Here is a 17318-nt window from a genome sequence, read left to right as displayed (position 1 = left end):
AAAGAATTATTTTTAATTTTACATTTTTAATTCCCAAAGGGTGGGAGCTTGTACCCCAAATTAATTAAAAATTATTATTATTCTCAATTTTTAATTTTTAACTTTTAATTAAAAAAAGGTTAACTGCCCCACCGACTTTTAGAAGCGGATTGGTATCAATCTATAAGCTCGCCCATATTAAAATCTATTCTTATCCAACCTTTGAGTCTTCGTAAATTGTCGAGAATGAGTAAGGGAATCTGCCAGTGATGTACCATCAAGAAAGGTAAGGGATCATTCACCTCAAAAATTGCTTCTTTGCCCCGCCTGATGTTTCTTACCCAGGTTTGCAGTTGCTTAAACGATCTAATCTCATTCAGCCGCCAAACTTCGTGGTACAGCCAATAAGTTGGCTTACTATCACTAAGAGGCTGCAAAGATTCAGCCAGAGGCTCTTTACCAAGATAGGCATCCGCTACTCCTGGATGATTGTAAAACATAGTAATGGCTGAGTGAGTCCGGGGGTTACACTCAATCGCGTAAACAGTTCCGTCTTCTGCCTGGATGAAGTCAAAGGAAAGTTGCCCGGTTTTTCCTAATTCTTTGGTAAAATGACTCGCCCATTGCATAATTTCTCGCTGATCAACGTTTTCGTAGTTGACTTGAAAGGCGGATGACTCACAGCAGCAGTACATTCTTGACTCTCCATCTCGCGCGGTAGTGTGAGTGCAGTATTCCTTTCCAGGGATGAATTCCTGCATAATCCAGGGGTTCTCCTCACTGATGGGCAGACTCTTGACAAATGCTGCTGTTTCTGATTTTGTATCGCAAGGTAGCTTGGTGAGATTCAAGCGACGCACTTGATCGTAGGGGATGCTTTTAAGAATGTATTTGCGCTTCTCCTGAGAAAAGTCGAAATTGAGAACTTGTTCGGGATCGGTAATTTTGAAGGATTTGGGGACAGATAAACCGAACGATCGCGCTGTTTCGGCAAAGGCAAATTTGTCATCTAGAATCTTCGTGACATCAGCATCGAAGTGGAAAAACTCTACACAGTCTGGTAATGGTGGCTTGCCTTGATCGTAGTGAATAACGGAAAAAATCGCTACCGGGATAAAAAAGTCGATCTTTTCTGTTTTAGCGATCGCGTGTAGGGTTTCAACGTAGCCTTCTAAGTCTTTGCTGGGATCGGGAACAGTATAAAAGCCTGCAACTGAGTTGGAATATTTATTACCACTTGGCCAGAATTTCTCAATGTCAATTATAATAACCCGATGTCCAGCAGCATGAAATGAACGCGCTAGCTGAAGAGTTTTAGTCATTCTAGCGCCAGCAATCAAGATATTTTTGGAATTGGGGTTGACATCAATTGACTTATTAAATGGTTGCTTAAGAAAGCTCCACAGTAGCGATGTTAAGACGACGATACAGTTTAAGGGAAATGTGATCGCTAGTAATACAATAGTGCCCAAGTTTTGGAACACTACAAAAATATTCTTTCTCATAGTTATAATTGTGACATCAAAGATTGTATTTTTTCCTCGTCAAATATTTTTAAACAATTGCAACTGCTTTAACGAGCTAATTTGATTAAGTCTCTATTCGTGTTCAACCCAATAACTAGGCTGACTATAACTTAGGGGTTACAGAGGTATTGCCATATTTTATGTCTTCTCCGAACTGTATGAGTTTGCCGATATTGAAATCAATCCTCACCCAAGTTCGTAAAGAGCGCAAACTATCGAGTAATAGCAAAGGAATGTGCCAATGATGTACCATTAAAAACGGTAGTGGATCGTTAACTTCAAAGATTGCATCCTTTCCTCGCCAAATATTTTTAAACCACTTTTGTAACTGCTTTAACGATCTAATTTCATTAAGTCTCCAAAGTTCGTGATAAAGCCAATAAGTAGGCTTACTATTACTCAGGGGTTGCAAAGGTTCAGCCGGAGGCTCTTTATTAAGATAGGCATCCGCTAAACCAGGATGGTTGTAATACATTGTGATTGCAGAGTGAGCGCGAGCGTTGCACTCGATCGCATAAATCGTTCCATCTTCCGCCTGAATGAAGTCAAAACAAAGTTGTCCAGTCAGTTGTAGTTCTTTGACAAAATGACTTACCCACTCTTTAATTTCTGGGTGTTCAAAGTTTTCGTAATTGACTTGAAAAGCAGATGATTTACAGCAGCAATGTACCGTTAATGCACCATTTCTCACTGTATCGTGAGTACAATATTCTGTACCGGGAATAAACTCTTGCAATATCCAAGGGTTATCTTTACTAATTGGCTTACTTTTAACATGAAGCGCCATTTTTTCGTAAGATTCCATTGGTAGCTTGGTCAAATCCAAGCGTAAAACAGAGTCATAGACAATACTTTTGAGAATGTACTTGCGCTTTTCGTTGGCAAAGTCGAATTTAAGAACTTGTTCGGGATCTGTAATTAGGAAGGTTTTCGGGACAGATAACGACAGTGAGCGGGCAATTTCTGCAAAGGTAAACTTGTTATCCAGCATCTTCATCGTATCAGCATCGAAGTGGAAATTCTCGCAATAGCCTGATAATACTGGTTTGCGCTCGGAGTCGAAGTAGCTGGCAGCAAAAATACCTACCGGGACAAAAAAATCTATGTTTTCTTTTTTGGCGATCGCACGCACGGCTTGAGTATAACCTTCCAGGTCTTCTTGCGAGTCAGGAACTGTGTAAAAGGCAGCCACAGAGTTAGAAAATCGATAACCACTGAACCAGTATTTGTCGAGATCAAATAAAATGACTCGATGCCCAGCAGCGTGAAATGAGCGTGCTAGCTGAAGGGTTTTGGTCATTCTACCACCACCGATCAAGATATTTTTAGGATTCTCGTTCGATACCACTTGCTTGACATACGAGCTGCTGAAAAAATTCCACAGCAGCGATGCAAGTACGACGCTACAGTTAAAGGGAAATGCGATCGCTAGTAATGCAAGTGTGCCCAAGTTTTGGAATATGGCAAAAATCTGCTCCCTCATAGTTGTAATTGTGACATGATATATACTTGATTAACTCAATAAAATTCTTCAAGAGCAGTAAATAATCACTGAGATGGGGAAATAAACTGCTAGTGACTTCTTTCCGCATCGTCTCTATTTTTTTACTAAATATAGAATATTTATTCTTTATTTTTTAGATGGAGATTGCCTGGAGTACAAATAGGTGTTGTATACGCACTTGAAGTCATTAGATTTTTAGGCGATCGCTCTATTTTTATTTTGTAGCAAGGGTGTATATTAAAGTTCTATTACTTGTCGCTAGCGAAGACCTTGTGCTATTCCAAGTCAGAAGAAAGCGAAAAAGGTGATTTGCCGGTCATCAAATCTTGCCCAACGCTTCATTGATCGCCGTCCTAAATAACTCATTTAAAGGAATTCCCGCGGCTTTCGCCGTATGGGTAATCACACTTTTGTGGGCAAAAATACAATACAACCCGGCTTCTAAGAACCAAGGTTCTCCCTTTGGGTCGATGCGGAAGTCAAATAAACTATAATGGCGACAGCCCAAAGCCAAATGACACTTCTTCGCTTCTTGCTGAACCTTTTGGGTGATGGGGTCATTAGGATCTACAATCCAGTATTTGACATGATCTTTAGCGGTTAAACGCAAGTTGCCATCATCCGGTTTTGGGAATTTCTCAGTATAGGTGCGGATGGGTTTCTCGTGAGGGTCTACCAGATACTCTTGAAGGGGTAAAGCGACTAGATCCCCATCTTTGACAATGATGCCGCATCTGACTTCTCGACCTAGTTCAATAAATTCTTCTACGATGACCTCCGAAGCATGTTCAAATGCTTTCTTCAGGGCAACGTCATAGTCAGTAACCTCTTTAACTAACGACACCCCTAAAGAGTTGTCGGCAGTTGCGGGTTTGACGACTGCGGGAGGTTTAATTGTCGGCACGTCTCCTTGGCGAAGCAGTTCTCCAAAAGGCACTTTGACCCCTGCTGCTGCGACAATTGCTTTGGTTCTGGCTTTGTGGGCCGTTATTGCCATGACATCCGGAGTATTGCCTATGTAAGGGATCTTAAGCAGGTCGAATAGTGCGCGGTAGTGAGTCACTCCAGGGATACAAAACATTTGTGGCAATATAAGGTCAATGTTTTGCGCTGTTATAAACTGTATAGCGTCTAACAGAGGCATGGGTTTGGCGACAGCAATATCATCTGGACTGAGGGAGCAAGGAAATCGCCACTGCTGATCAGGTGTGATGTATGCAATCTGAAAGTCATAAAGCGATGGATTTGCTGTCTCTACCAGACAGATTTGGGCGTATTTGCGTGACAACTCACAGTAAAAATGATTGTATGCAGATCCAACTAAATGAAGGATGCGAAGTACTGGCATGATTCATATTCCTAAATACCGTTGTATTTTATACAACAACTGCGATCGCAAAAAAATAGCTTCAGGGGAGATGAGGAAGCAAGCGAAAAATTATTCTTTTCAAGTCTGAGCCAAGGCTCAGACTTTTCTGCTTATCTCTCGATTACACAACGCGTCTAATCAGGGTTATACCATCTCGGATGGGTAAGATAACTTGCTCTACACGAGGATCGGCGGCAACAATACGGTTGAACTGAGCGATCGCTTCACCGTTGGCGGTACGCTGTTCAGGTGGTAGGTAAACTTGTCCCTGCAACAAAGTGTTATCTACACAGATTAAGCCGTCGGGAGCCAGTAAGTTACTATCCAAAATGGTCTGGAAGTACAATACATACTCTTTTTTATCCGCATCAATGAAGATCAGATCAAATGCTTCTTTTCTCGCAGCCAGCTTGTAGAGTGTTTCTAGGGCTGGTGCTACTTCCACAACGATTTTGTCGCCGTGGGGAGACTCACTAAAGCAACGAACAGCAAATTGAGCAACATAGGGATCTACTTCGCAACCTATAAGTTGCCCATCACTTGGTAATGCTTCTGCCATTGCTAAGGCTGAATACCCTGTGAACATTCCTACTTCTAGAATGCGCTTTGCCTTAGTCATGTGAACAAACATTTTCAATGTCTGTCCTTCAAGATGTCCTGAGAGCATCTCTTGCTCTAGTTGACGCACTGTTTCACCATCACTGAAGCGCTTGCTCCAGTCTTCAATGCTTGTTTTTTGCGCCAATGCTGTCAATGCGCTCGATTCGGGGGTGGTGTAATCATGCAAGTAGGGATCTAAACCCGCCGCTAATTGAACTCCCTGCCGCAAAGAATTTAATATCTCTACAGGAATGTTGTTCTCTTCTGCTAATTTGAGGGTTTGCTGTAGCTGGGCTACTAAAATACTGTGTGGCGTTATCGGCCTAGCTGTTTCTCGTCCTAAAACACTCGTCATATTTTCACACCCCTACTAGCTTGGCTTCTTGACTTTCAATGTATGCGTCAACACCTTTCCCGCCACGAGGGTATTTAGCACAAAGACGTTTGTGTTCAGCTAGGGCAGCATCAAGTTCTTCACGAGTCAGATCATTGGCAAAGAAGCACTCACCAATTGGACAAGGCATGGCTGCGCGTTGTTTGCCATCTCGTGTCAAGCTTATAGACTGGGTAGCATCCCAGAGCAAATCTCCATCTAGTAGAGGATGATCAAGTGATAAACCGATACGACTCATCAAGTCTAGGATGCGATCGCGCTCTCCTGTTGAAATATAGCCCCGTTGTGCTGCAATGGTTGCAGACAAAGCCATATCTATATTGACCGCATGACCATGATATAGAGGTATCTGAGGTGCTAATTCTAGGGTAGGACTCCAAGTGTGACCGTAAGCGATGACGCGATCGAGGTCTAGTTCATGCAAGTTAGGAGTCTCTAACTCCAACATGGTTTTGATTGCCTCGTAGTTGACTTTATGGGCAATCTCTTTAATTTCCGGTGTAGCATTCATATGTCCAAAGTGAGTGGAAAGCAGTTCTTCGCCATATTCGTATAGCAGTTCAAAGACTTCCGAGTTAGACACTACAGCAATTTTCACCAACTCTGCCATCCCATTCCGAACTTGAGACGTTGGCAAAGTTTTCAAAAATGAGAAATCCAGGATCACTTTCAAAGGTGCATGATATGCTCCCAAACGATTTTTCAACTTGCGATGATTAACTGCTACCTTAATCGCTACACCTGCATCAATCAAACCAATCAACGTGGTAGGAATGCGGATATAGTTGCTCTTGCGACGGTAAGAAGCACAAGCAAACCCAGCCACATCAGTAACCAGACCACCACCGACAACTAAGACTGGTTCTTTACGAACTAAGCCAAAATCCGAAAAAGCGTCAACAATTTTTTCAAACGTTGCCAGGGTTTTAGCTGGCTCTGTAATCATGATCGGAAATACTGTCAGTTCAATGTCATAGTGTCTAAAATATGACCTGATCTGATCGCCATAAAGTTCATGGACATTGGCATCAATTACAGTCAGACAGCGACCAAATTTTGCATAGCTATCTGCTATTTCTCTGTTTTGAATATCAAATGCACCGTTCACATAGACAAGACTAAAATCGATTTTTTCGTAACCTTGCACGTGAAATGCAGATTCTGTAGCTTCAAATGATGCTTGAACTTTATTCATGTGTGTTGACCTTATTCCAATTAAAAAATTGTGAGATTTCGGTAATAATTCAGATTTACCCTAATGTATGCCAGCAGGAAATAATGCTCTTTATCGTTTGTGATTAAAGAGATCATTAAATGAGCTTTCAATAAAAAAGCTTACTTATATTTATGACTGGCAATGTTATTAAACAACACCATTCATTGGAGTAAATTCTGTAGGTGGGCTAATCTCTAATTTAAGATAGCCTCTAAAGTAGTCAACTACTCCCACTAGCAAGACTTTTCCATAATATTTGCATTCTTTACTTTTGGGATTATTGACTTTAGTGAGAGGAAAATTCATCTTAATTGAGATTTATTCCACTATGTTTGTTTAATTTTTAGTGGCTTTCCAACTGTACGATTCCGCAAAAATTCTCGCCTAAAAAACTGATTGTATCGTTGATCTCCAAGCTTAAATTTCAGATTAGAACCCTGATTAATTGTAAGTTCGCTGTTTTTTAGCATTAGTCTCAAACCTTATATCACTAAACTCGCTATATTCTATTTACTTCAGAATAACAGTGGACTTTACTTTTAGGAAGTTTATCTGAACTTTTATTAACTCCATTATGTTTGTCTCTATCAACCTTCAACCATTAGATTTTGCAAAAGTCCCATCTTAGTAAACATTTGAGATTACAGGCATGATTAATTCTCAGCTAACTGTTTTTTAGCATTAGTCTCAAACCATAAAATGGTTAAAAACAAATATGAATTACTACACTCTATTTATTTCAGAGTGGCAGTAAAAGTCTTTTTTCATTTAATCAAGTTACTGCTCAGTATTGAAGATACCTACCTTGGTAACTCCTAAAAATTCAGAATTTAAAAAATATCTGAGTTATGAGTAACAAAACTTTAACTTTATTTAAGGAACAGTTGTGTTTTAAAAGTTTCTAAGTTTGCTTGAATTGCCTTTAAAGTTCTAAAATAAGCTATTTCAGCCTAATTAAGCAAATAATCTCCCATTTGGTAAATTAAAATTACAACACAAATCATAACATTAGAACAATAAAAATCATAACATATGTAAATACATTTAAGTCAATCCACCAAACGAAGTGTACTGGATAACAATACTTTTTTAAGAAAGTATGCCTAAAGATAGATATTTTATACAGAAGATGGAATTGACTTATTTGAACCTGATACTATAGGGGGCTGCCAAAATTAGTCTTGTTTAGAATCAAAATCTCTACTAAACTGACTCTTAAGCAAATAACACGAGCAAAGACAACTTGGTAAGCTAATCGTCATTTAAATTGCACCATTTTCATGGTGATAAAAGCTGCAAACCCTCTCCCTTGCTCCCAGCAAGAACTGCCCCCCTGCGATTTTAATGTGTTTTCTTACTATGCTTAACAGCCTATTACTCATGTCTGCGTATAAAACAGACAATGTTCAGTAAACCACAAACTTTTGAAAACCAACATGAGAAGGCAGGAGGCAGTTATGCTGGAGGTACAGTTGGTAAACCCCATAAATAAATTTAGGGGTTTTAAACAATTTAGTTTACATATATTGAAATTTTCTTGCCGACTTACTAAAGTTACAGTGGATGCTTCAGAAGGCAGAAGGCTGTAACAAATTAAGGATTTTGCTAATCTGTCTCTGTATCAATTTAAACTTCAACCTATAATTCATCATTATAGTTGCCGCGATCGCTTAGTTACTTTCGATATAAAAAATTGAGTATTTCTAACAGGGAAAATTTATTTAAATTACTTTTAAAATATCTTAATATTTCTCAATCCAAGTTAAAAAATCTTGGGATTGAGTTAATAATGTAAGAGCGATCGCTTTGTAAAGGTTAGTTGATATTTCTTGTCAAACTGCTGGTGAAGTTACAAACTAAGAAATACAACATACGCAATTATTTTATGACTGCTATTTCTAGCCTTGAATTCAAACGACCAATTTGGCAAACCGCTATCATATTGACTTTGGGCTTTTGGCTCAGTGCTAGTTTAGTTTTAGACTGGGTAATTATGCCTAGCCTTTATCTTTCCGGCATGATGAGCCAAGCTGGTTTTACGACAGCAGGCTATACGATTTTTTGGAATTTCAATCGGATGGAATTATTATCTGCTGCTGTCGTTCTGACTGGGGCACTAGCTTTGAGCAAAACCCGATATCACTGGCGAATTGGCAGTATTGTTTTATCAGTATTGCTGCTAACAATAGCTATGCTTGACACCTATTTCTTAACTCCGCAGATGTGCGCTATAGGAGTTCAACTCAACCTATTTGAAGCTGCTACTGCTATTCCATCGACAATGAATTTACTACACGGCAGTTATTGGGTACTGGAAATAGTTAAGCTGGTGGCTGGTGGCACACTTTTAAGCTGGTGCTGGCGGGAGCAGTTTTAAGTAGATGGAGAACTATAACGGTGAGAATGTCCACTTTTAAATCTCACGTCAAAGACGCAAAGAATTTCTTTGCGTTTTTTTGCTACATACAGGTTATGGGTTAATAAATGCGATGTCTACAGTGGTTACTGAGCTTTGCCGTACCCCTACGGGGAAGCTACGCGCAGCCTCTGTCTGCGACACGCTGTGCGTTTGCGTAGCATCCCGCAGGGAACGTACAGAAGTGCGAACTACGCTTAGGCGGACAATGTTATATTTATATTTGTGATTTTTAAAACTTGAGATTTTTCGGGCAGATTGATACTATAAAATGATTCACTTCTTTATAAGTGTAATTTAATAAATATACAAAATTATCTTTTACTGTACATTATCAGCCTTTCCGGATATCCGAGCAAATAAATACTGAAAGATAATATTAATTAGTTTTCATGTTTCCTTTACTGATTTATCATGAAGTTTATATGTTTTTGCTAACTTTTTTTGAAAATTATAGTAATCTGAATTTTAGTGGTTACTTACTTGTTATCTACCATCTAGCTGAAAAGAGCTATTTTGCAGGTATGTATTACCAATCAAGAATTTCGCTGTAAGTTCTTGAATTTGTCACTCTAAATTGTGCAGGATGACTATTTAGCTCCACACAGCAGCTCCACACAGCATTAGAACCCGTTTCCACTAATTATGAAGAGATTCCATTCTGCTGATCTCGTTGCCTGTGCATCTCACCACACACCATCATGGCGGCAATTACCAGCTAACTCATCCTTGGTCGGAGGTTACCATTGTTCTTGTGCAAGTGAAAATTTTGCCCAATCCCAACTCTAAGAATTGCTCTGCAATCACAAACCTAAGTAAGGCATTGAAGTTTTTTAATATTTAGTGTTTAATTATACTTACTTTTTGAAGAAGTTGCTATCCAGAATAAACTTTTTGGAAAAGTACCCGACGGCTTTCATCATGGCTACAAAAAACTGACTTTTCGCGCTATATGAAAATATCAACGTGAAACTAAACTCCTTGCCCACAGCCCTTGTACCTCTCAAAAGCAGGAAAAAGGAATGGAAGTGAGGTTTTTTAGGTAAGAATAAAAAGTCAGCAATAAAAACATAGTCTGTCAGCGCGGACTTAATGCTCAAAAGCCTTGACGGGAGAGGCGTTTCGGTCTACGTCACAATAAGTTTTGGTCGCTTTTGACTTTAGCATCAGGCGCAAAACAACTTAGGCAAGAAAACTAAAGTATCTACAATTTTAGGCTGCTAAATACGGATAACGATGATCCTTTTGTGACTGATGGGCGAGAGCCAATGGTCTGTGCCTGGCACTTGAGTTACTGTTAGATTAGCTAGATTAGCGAAAGATACAGAAAACCAATCTAATTTTTGAAATACTATATCCTGGCAACTAGTCGGGCAATTTTGCTATTGGGCAAGAACATGGATTGGTTTAGTTGTAATTGGTGCTTTATAGCTTAACAGAGATTGGTGAATTAAGAGTTGGGGGGTGGGAATCTCTGTACTAACTCAAATGTGACCGTTATATTTATCTGAATAGTACTTTCAACAAAGTCGTGGTGAATTCTGAAAAGATAATTCACTAATTTTACCTACAAATGTTAATTTTATTTCAGAGCCATTCCAATGAAGACACTTCCCATTAGTAGATACAGATTTTTCCAAAAGCTCCAGCCTTTATCTCTGTTGAAAAAAATCACTGGTAAGTCGGTTACGGGTTGTTTGCAGGTGTTTAGCAAATCAGGCTCTTGGTCAATATATGTGGATGAGGGGAAACTAATTTATGCCTGCTACTCAGAGAAAATGTTTGAGCCGCTTTACAGAAATTTGCAACGCTTGAGTCAGCAAATTTCCACCATCCCTCACGGAATCCACGAGCAGTTGCGGGCGATATTTGAAACTGGTATTGAAAATCAGGCAATACCCAACCCAGATTATCTGGCTATTTGTTGGCTAGTCAATCAGAAATATATCAGTCCATTTCAAGCGGCGATACTGATAGAGGAATTGGCGCTAGAAATTCTGGAGTCATTTCTGAACTTAGACGAGGGGAGTTATGAATTTATTCCTGAAAGCTTTCTAGATGATATGCCAAAGTTTTGTCATCTGAATCTCCGCTTACTAGTTGAACGATGTCAAACACCCCAAAGCGTTGGCATTAGCGTCTCTGAAAAAGAAGTCTCTGTTTGCGACACGCTACGCGAACGTAGAGAAGCAGCTTATCGTCAAACATCAAGAGCTTCTCAATCACACCCCTCACAATTGTTCAAAATAAATGAGCTGAAGCCTAATGCCAAAACTACATCGAAGTCGTCTATAAGAAACGGCTATAAACCACCAGTTTATTCTATTAATACTAATGAACATAAGGGTCAGCGAATCACCCAATCTTCTGTTGAAAAAAAAATTTACACAATCTTTTGTATTGATGATAGCCCGACGGTATTGGATACTATTAGGAGTTATCTAGATGAACAAACATTTTCTTTTGTGGGAGTCACCGATTCTTTAAAAGCTTTAATGCAGATTGTTCATACTAAACCCGACATCATTTTGTTGGATATCTCAATGCCTAATTTAGATGGATACGAACTCTGCTCTTTACTGCGTAAACACTCAAATTTTAAAAATACACCTGTGATTATGGTGTCAGGAAAAGTAGGATTTTTAGATAGAGCTAAAGCTAAGATAGTAAGAGCATCAGGCTATTTAACTAAGCCTTTTACTCAAGGAGATTTACTAAAAGTAATCTTCCAACATATTGTTTAATTTTCTAATATAAGAAATAACTCCACAAAACTCAACATATTTTTTGGACATTTAAGGTTGAGTATTACCTAAATGGCTACCATTTTAGTTAGATAAGATTGTCTGGGTAAATCAGAATTAATTAGTCATTGTATTATAATATTATTAATGCAACTAGTACCGCAAGGCAAAAGTCAAAAGTATTATGGAATAAGCTGTTGATGGCTTTTCAATGGTCTGCTTATTTCCGCCGTCCTGTACTAGTGCAAGATCAGCTATATAAATAATATTAAAAGTAAAGATAGATCCAATTATTACTGATGTAGGAATACTGTAAATCAGTGGATTTGAATTGTGTCGCTTCATTAAAACAAATTCGACTAATCAACAAGTACCTATTGTAATTTTTGGTAGCAAAAATCAGGCAACTCACCGCTTATGGACAAAAAACCAAGGTGCTGATGCCTATAGAACTAAGCCAAATACGCCTAAGTTGCTACTGAGTGTTATTTAATCGTTTGAAGCATAAATCGCTCCCTACGAACTTTTTTTGGGTAGAATAGACTACTTTAGTAGCTCTGAGAAAGTGGTATCTCCCCTAATATTTCTAAAAGCGATCGCTCCATAACTTCACTGACAAATTTATTACCTTGTAAGTTGAGGTGAATGTGGTCGTGATACAAGGCTTGTGGGTTGGTAGTTGAATTGAAGATCGGTAAAAAGTCTATATAGTTAATTTGTTGTGCTTTAGTAAAATCGTTCAAGCGCTGGCGTGCTTTAATTTCGTAATCGCGAGAACCTGGTTCGCCAACTTCTCGCAGTAAGGGAGTCATGACTAGTAAAAATTGGCTGTTGGTTTGGCGAGTCAGGGCTTGAATTTTGCCGATCGCCTCCAGATTAATCCCTATGCGATCGCCTGCTTCATTTTGCACTGCTTTCATTTCGGGAATTGGCTGTTGCTTGGCGATATAACGTTGCCACACTTCCACCAATGCTAGGGGAGGTTTACTATCGGGATAGTTGCGATCGCGTCCTACCGGTAAAGAAGTGGGAGGAGTAGCAAACAAATCATCGGTATTAATTAATAACACTACTGCTTGCGAGTTGAAATTGCTAAACTTCTCTAAATAAGCTAACTCGTTCCTTGGCCCCCAAGAGTTAGCTGAAGCATTTAGCACTTCTACTTCCTGATAATTACTATTAGTGGATGATGCCAGAGAACGCATCATCATGCTGGATATTGTATTAGTCTGATCTGTCCACCAGCCACCATTAGCAATAGAATCCCCTAATAGTAAAATTCGCAGTCCAGAAGGTGTAGGTGTCTTTTTAATCGGACTACCTCGCATAGAATACTCATTAATTTCAATGCGATTACCAAAACGACGGGTACGCTGACTAGGAGCTAATAAATAACCAATCTGCTCATCACCAATGTAAATCAAAGGATTACCAAAGCCAAAAAGCGATCGCAGCCCGATCTCGATTACCACAAACAATCCCACAACCACCGCCAAAATTACGATTAGCGTCACTTTCACCTACCCACACCCTCTAATACTGAGTTACTTTTCAACGATAGTAACTGACACATTGGGCATTGGAAAGAGGCACAGAGGCGGGGCACATAAGGTCAAACTTCTCGTCCCCAGCTAAGAGAACTCCAAAAAATAAATTATTCAATTTCTAAACTTCACTAAACCGTTGCGCCTACAAGTTGCACCATTTTTATTGTCAATAAAAGCTGGAAACCCTCCCTCCTGCCCCCTGCTATTAAAATTTTTTGATTTGGAAGTCCCTAACAGATCCTCTGCTTCTTCCCCACTACCCGGGCATCTGACTAAGCGGATTAATATGTATTGGAACGTGTTTAATAAGCTTTAAAACAGCAATTATAATGCTGTTAACTGTTTATTTAATGGTTTAACAAAATTTTGATATACTTTGCTAATTCGGTCTAAGACTATAGCAGCCTTTTCTAGTGATATAATTCTTTATTATAATATTACTAAAGTTACAATTGTCATCATTTTATCAATTAAATAATTTGGCAAAAAAAATTCGCAAAAATTTTTTAGGGAGTAGGGTAGGATGATCAAAATAGTCACGCGCAAATATTTAGGCAAACAAAATGTCTATGATATTGGGGTTGAGCATGACCATAATTTTGCGATCAAAAATGGCTTAATAGCTTCTAATTGTTTCAATAAATCCCATTCGACTGCCTATGGTTATGTAACTTATCAAACAGCATATTTAAAAGCTAATTACCCATTGGAATATATGGCGGCACTGTTAACGGCTAACAGTGGCGATACCGATAAAGTACAGAGATATATTACTAACTGTACAAATATGGGTATTTCCATAGATCCGCCAGATATTAACCGTTCTGGTATTGATTTTACGCCAACAGCAGGAAAGATTCTGTTTGGATTTTCGGCGGTGCGTAACGTGGGACAGAATGCGATCGCTTGTATTTTGGAGGCCAGGAATGAGACAGGAGAGTTTAAATCCCTTGCTGATTTTTGCGATCGCGTAGATTTACGTGCTGTTAATCGCCGGACTCTGGAATCGCTAATCTACTGTGGAGCATTTGACAAAATTGAACCCAACCGTCAACAGTTAATTAACGACTTAGAATTAGTGTATGATTGGGCACAATCTCGCGCTAAAGACAGAGCTAGCGGTCAAGGAAATCTCTTAGATTTATTAGGCGACGGATTTTCTTCTAATCCCAATAAAAGAGCAAATAATGCCTTTGAAACTGCTCCCAAATCTAAACCTGTAATGGATTTGCCGCCACAAAAAAAGTTGCAGATGGAGAAGGAATTATTAGGCTTTTATGTATCAGATCATCCTCTGAAATCGTTACGGCAAATAGCACCACTTTTGACTCCTATTAACCTTTCGCAACTGGGAGAGCAAAGAGAAGAAACAAGGCTTTGTGCAGTTGTCATGTTAAATAACGTCAAAAAAGTGGTTACTAAAAAAGGCGATCAAATGGCAATTTTGCAAATAGAAGACCTCACTACACAATCGGAAGCTGTAGTCTTTCCCAAAACCTATGAACGCATTAGTTCTCTACTCCAAGTTGACACTAGATTAATTATTTGGGGAAAAGTAGATCGACGCGACGAGCAAACTCAATTTATTCTTGAAGATGCAGAACCAGTGGAAACAGTACAAATGGTAATGGTGGAATTAAATCCCCAGCAAGCAGGTAACATCGAAGAATTACATCGCTTGAAAACAATTTTGCAAGAACAGTCAGGAGACAAAGAGAAGGCAAAAATGCCAGTGATCGGAATTATACAAACTGAAAATTCTCGGAAACTTGTTCGCTTGGGTTGGCAATTTTGCGTACAAGATTCTAGAATAACCGTTCAAGCTTTGCAAAATGCTAGTTTTGCTGCTCATATCAAATCGCTGACTAGCAGCTAAAGTCAGAAATGAAAAGTTTACTAATACTGAAAAGCAGCTTACATATCAGTTGTGCTGAATTGTCAACAGTAAATTGGCTTACATACTTAGGGCTACAATAGTTTTTTTAGTTACTTGTGCGGATGATGATTTCCTTGAGGGAGTGGTATCTTTTTATGCTAAGACCCTTAAGGCTGCGACCGGGGGAAGGAGTTAGAACTTGATGATCGTGAACGAGCTACATAAATTTGTTTCATACTGTAAAATCATTCAACCCCAAACTCAGGAGGACATTCAAAAGTTTTTTGAAGGAGTTATCTTATTTCCTTATGATAAGGAACTTCTATTGCAAGCTTATTTATTTCTGAATATTAGAGACTTGTTTCCCTCGTGCGCTGAATTACTGTTATTTGAAAAATCTCCAATTTCAGATTATACAGATTTAGGAAAGTGTGATTTTGTCTACCGGACTTTTAAAGGTAGCCTGTTTTTAATTGAAACTAAGTTTATTGATACAGAAGCAACAGGAGCTACAGAAAGAAAAAGAAGAAATAAACACCGAAACAAGGTATTTGAGCAAGTTATTACTTTAAAAGGTCGGTTTAGTGAATATTGGAATATGAGGTTAGACCAATTAGAATGCGGGGTTTTCACAACAGATGCAGAAGTGGCTTGGCGAGGAAATGGTGTGAACGTCACATCTAAATCAATATCTATAGATCATTTGGAAAAATGGCGAAGAAGCTATCACAGTAGTGAAAAATTTTTATCTCATCAAGATGGGTCAAAGCTTGAGAGGAAGGTTAATTTGAAAGGTTGAGCCAACACCAAAGTGTGCTTTTTACGGTAATTTGTTACCCGTAACCTGTGCAATTTTGTACAATTTGTGGAGTGATGCTTGCGGTGGGCTATGACGCTCTCTTCTCTACGTTCGCGGTAGGTAGAGTGTTACATACAGACACTACGCGTGCTTCCCCGTAGGGGTAGGCTATCAGCGTCACAAGTCCGAGTTCAAAGCTGCCTATTTGATGAAATCGAACAGTATCTACAGGATAAAAATTATCAAAAATATCTGGCAAATCAGTGGTGAAAATGCCAATGCCTTTGCCTTTCCTTTAACCTAAATTGTCGCCTATCGGTGATGGACAAACATCCTTTGCTAACTCATCTGAGTCATTCTTTTTATAAAGTACTCCTGAAATCAGAAAGCTCAGGAATTAGTATTTTCGTCAGGTGCTTCAAACTTGTAACCATAGCCCCGCACAGTTTTAATAAACTCTGGTATGCTAGCATCTACTTCCATCTTCTTGCGAAGCTGACCTATATGCACATCAACCACCCGGCCATCTCCCACGTAGTCGCAACCCCAGATTTTTTGGATTAGCTGCGGGCGACTCCAAGCCTGATTAGGATGACTTGCCAAAAAATGTAAGATATTAAATTCTAACGCTGTTAAAGCAAGAGGTTTATCGTTAAGTGTTACCTCCCGACCCTCTGGGTTAATTACTAGCTGCTTAAAAATGATCCGTTGTGTTGGGGAGGGGTTGATGTAGCGTATCCGTCTCAAAAGAGCTTCTACTCTAACTTCAACTTCTGCAAGACTAAACGGTTTAGTCATGAAATCATCAGCACCTGCGCTTAAGATTTTTATTTTATCAGCCTCGTCAGTCCTACTAGTCAGTATCAGCACTAAAACATTAGTACGGCTCTGCATTTCTTGGCAGAGGCTATAACCATTAAGATCCGGTAAATTCCAATCCAGAATCACTAAAGCTGGGTTGAATTGCTCAAACAACGATAAGGCAGTCTTACCATCTGCTGCGGATTCTATTTGATATTTCCGACTTAAAAAACGATAGACGAGATTTCGGACGCTGAAGTCGTCATCGACGATCAGAATTTTGGGAGTAGTAGCGGAAACCATAACCATAATACTGCCTATTGTAGATTGGGCGATTCGTTGTGCCAGTTTTACTTTACCTATTTCTGTTGAAAGTGTATTCACGCGCGTCTGTACTGAGTACGATCGCTATTGTAGTACTTGTGTACAATTTATCTTCCATGAAGTTTATCAAAACTTCAGCCATTGTAATGCTAATAAATTTTATAAGTCTTGTAGAATTTTGAATTTATCTGGTAGAATATGCTAACTTTTATACTGAAAATAA

General features: G+C 39.0%; 11 protein-coding genes. 4 read left to right on the top strand and 7 right to left on the bottom strand.

Translation table 11 applies throughout. The features are described from left to right. Positions 1–155 precede the first annotated feature (155 nt). The 5 genes from H6G96_RS24855 to H6G96_RS24835 form a co-directional block, all read right to left on the bottom strand. Complete coding sequence (locus H6G96_RS24855; protein WP_190914480.1) at positions 156–1484, bottom strand: ATP-grasp domain-containing protein; 1329 nt, start codon at positions 1482–1484, stop codon at positions 156–158. Between the two features lie 124 nt (positions 1485–1608). Continuing rightward, complete coding sequence (locus tag H6G96_RS24850) at positions 1609–2988, bottom strand: ATP-grasp enzyme (RefSeq protein WP_190914478.1); 1380 nt, start codon at positions 2986–2988, stop codon at positions 1609–1611. 340 nt (positions 2989–3328) lie between these two features. After that, positions 3329–4357 carry a D-alanine--D-alanine ligase gene (locus H6G96_RS24845; RefSeq protein WP_190914476.1) on the bottom strand — a complete coding sequence of 343 codons (1029 nt, stop codon included), beginning with the start codon at positions 4355–4357 and terminating at the stop codon, positions 3329–3331. Positions 4358–4499: 142 nt separating this feature from the next. Beyond that, positions 4500–5333, bottom strand: coding sequence for a class I SAM-dependent methyltransferase (locus H6G96_RS24840; protein WP_190914472.1), 834 nt, complete (start codon positions 5331–5333; stop codon positions 4500–4502). 4 nt (positions 5334–5337) lie between these two features. Beyond that, on the bottom strand, positions 5338–6567 hold the full coding sequence (locus H6G96_RS24835) for a sedoheptulose 7-phosphate cyclase (protein WP_190914470.1): 1230 nt from the start codon (positions 6565–6567) through the stop codon (positions 5338–5340). A 1906-nt stretch (positions 6568–8473) separates the two neighbouring features. Here H6G96_RS24835 and H6G96_RS24830 point away from each other — a divergent pair. Then, complete coding sequence (locus tag H6G96_RS24830) at positions 8474–8965, top strand: hypothetical protein (RefSeq protein WP_190914468.1); 492 nt, start codon at positions 8474–8476, stop codon at positions 8963–8965. Between the two features lie 1640 nt (positions 8966–10605). Continuing rightward, positions 10606–11748 (top strand): response regulator, encoded by a 1143-nt coding sequence (locus H6G96_RS24820; RefSeq protein WP_190914464.1) that lies wholly within the window; start codon positions 10606–10608, stop codon positions 11746–11748. 548 nt (positions 11749–12296) lie between these two features. Here H6G96_RS24820 and H6G96_RS24815 read toward each other — a convergent pair. Continuing rightward, a complete protein-coding gene (locus tag H6G96_RS24815; RefSeq protein WP_190914462.1) occupies positions 12297–13268 on the bottom strand; it encodes a GDSL-type esterase/lipase family protein in 972 nt (323 codons plus the stop codon). A gap of 550 nt (positions 13269–13818) precedes the next feature. Between H6G96_RS24815 and H6G96_RS24810 the strand changes: the two genes are divergently transcribed. Together H6G96_RS24810 and H6G96_RS24805 are read left to right on the top strand one after the other, a co-directional pair. Continuing rightward, complete coding sequence (locus H6G96_RS24810) at positions 13819–15171, top strand: OB-fold nucleic acid binding domain-containing protein (protein ID WP_190914460.1); 1353 nt, start codon at positions 13819–13821, stop codon at positions 15169–15171. Positions 15172–15373: 202 nt separating this feature from the next. Next, the gene (locus tag H6G96_RS24805) at positions 15374–15970 is read left to right on the top strand and encodes a hypothetical protein (protein ID WP_190914458.1); all 597 of its coding nucleotides are present in this window, start codon (positions 15374–15376) and stop codon (positions 15968–15970) included. A 390-nt stretch (positions 15971–16360) separates the two neighbouring features. Here H6G96_RS24805 and H6G96_RS24800 read toward each other — a convergent pair whose 3' ends face one another. After that, entirely contained in the window at positions 16361–17080 is a 720-nt protein-coding gene (locus tag H6G96_RS24800) for a response regulator transcription factor (RefSeq protein ID WP_190914600.1), read from the bottom strand. Positions 17081–17318 lie beyond the last annotated feature (238 nt).

Origin of the sequence: Nostoc sp. FACHB-892 (assembly GCF_014698795.1) — a bacterium.
In the GTDB taxonomy this organism is placed as follows: Bacteria; Cyanobacteriota; Cyanobacteriia; order Cyanobacteriales; family Nostocaceae; genus Nostoc.
Note: the sequence above shows the minus strand (reverse complement) of the source record. Positions and strands in the feature narration are given on the sequence as shown.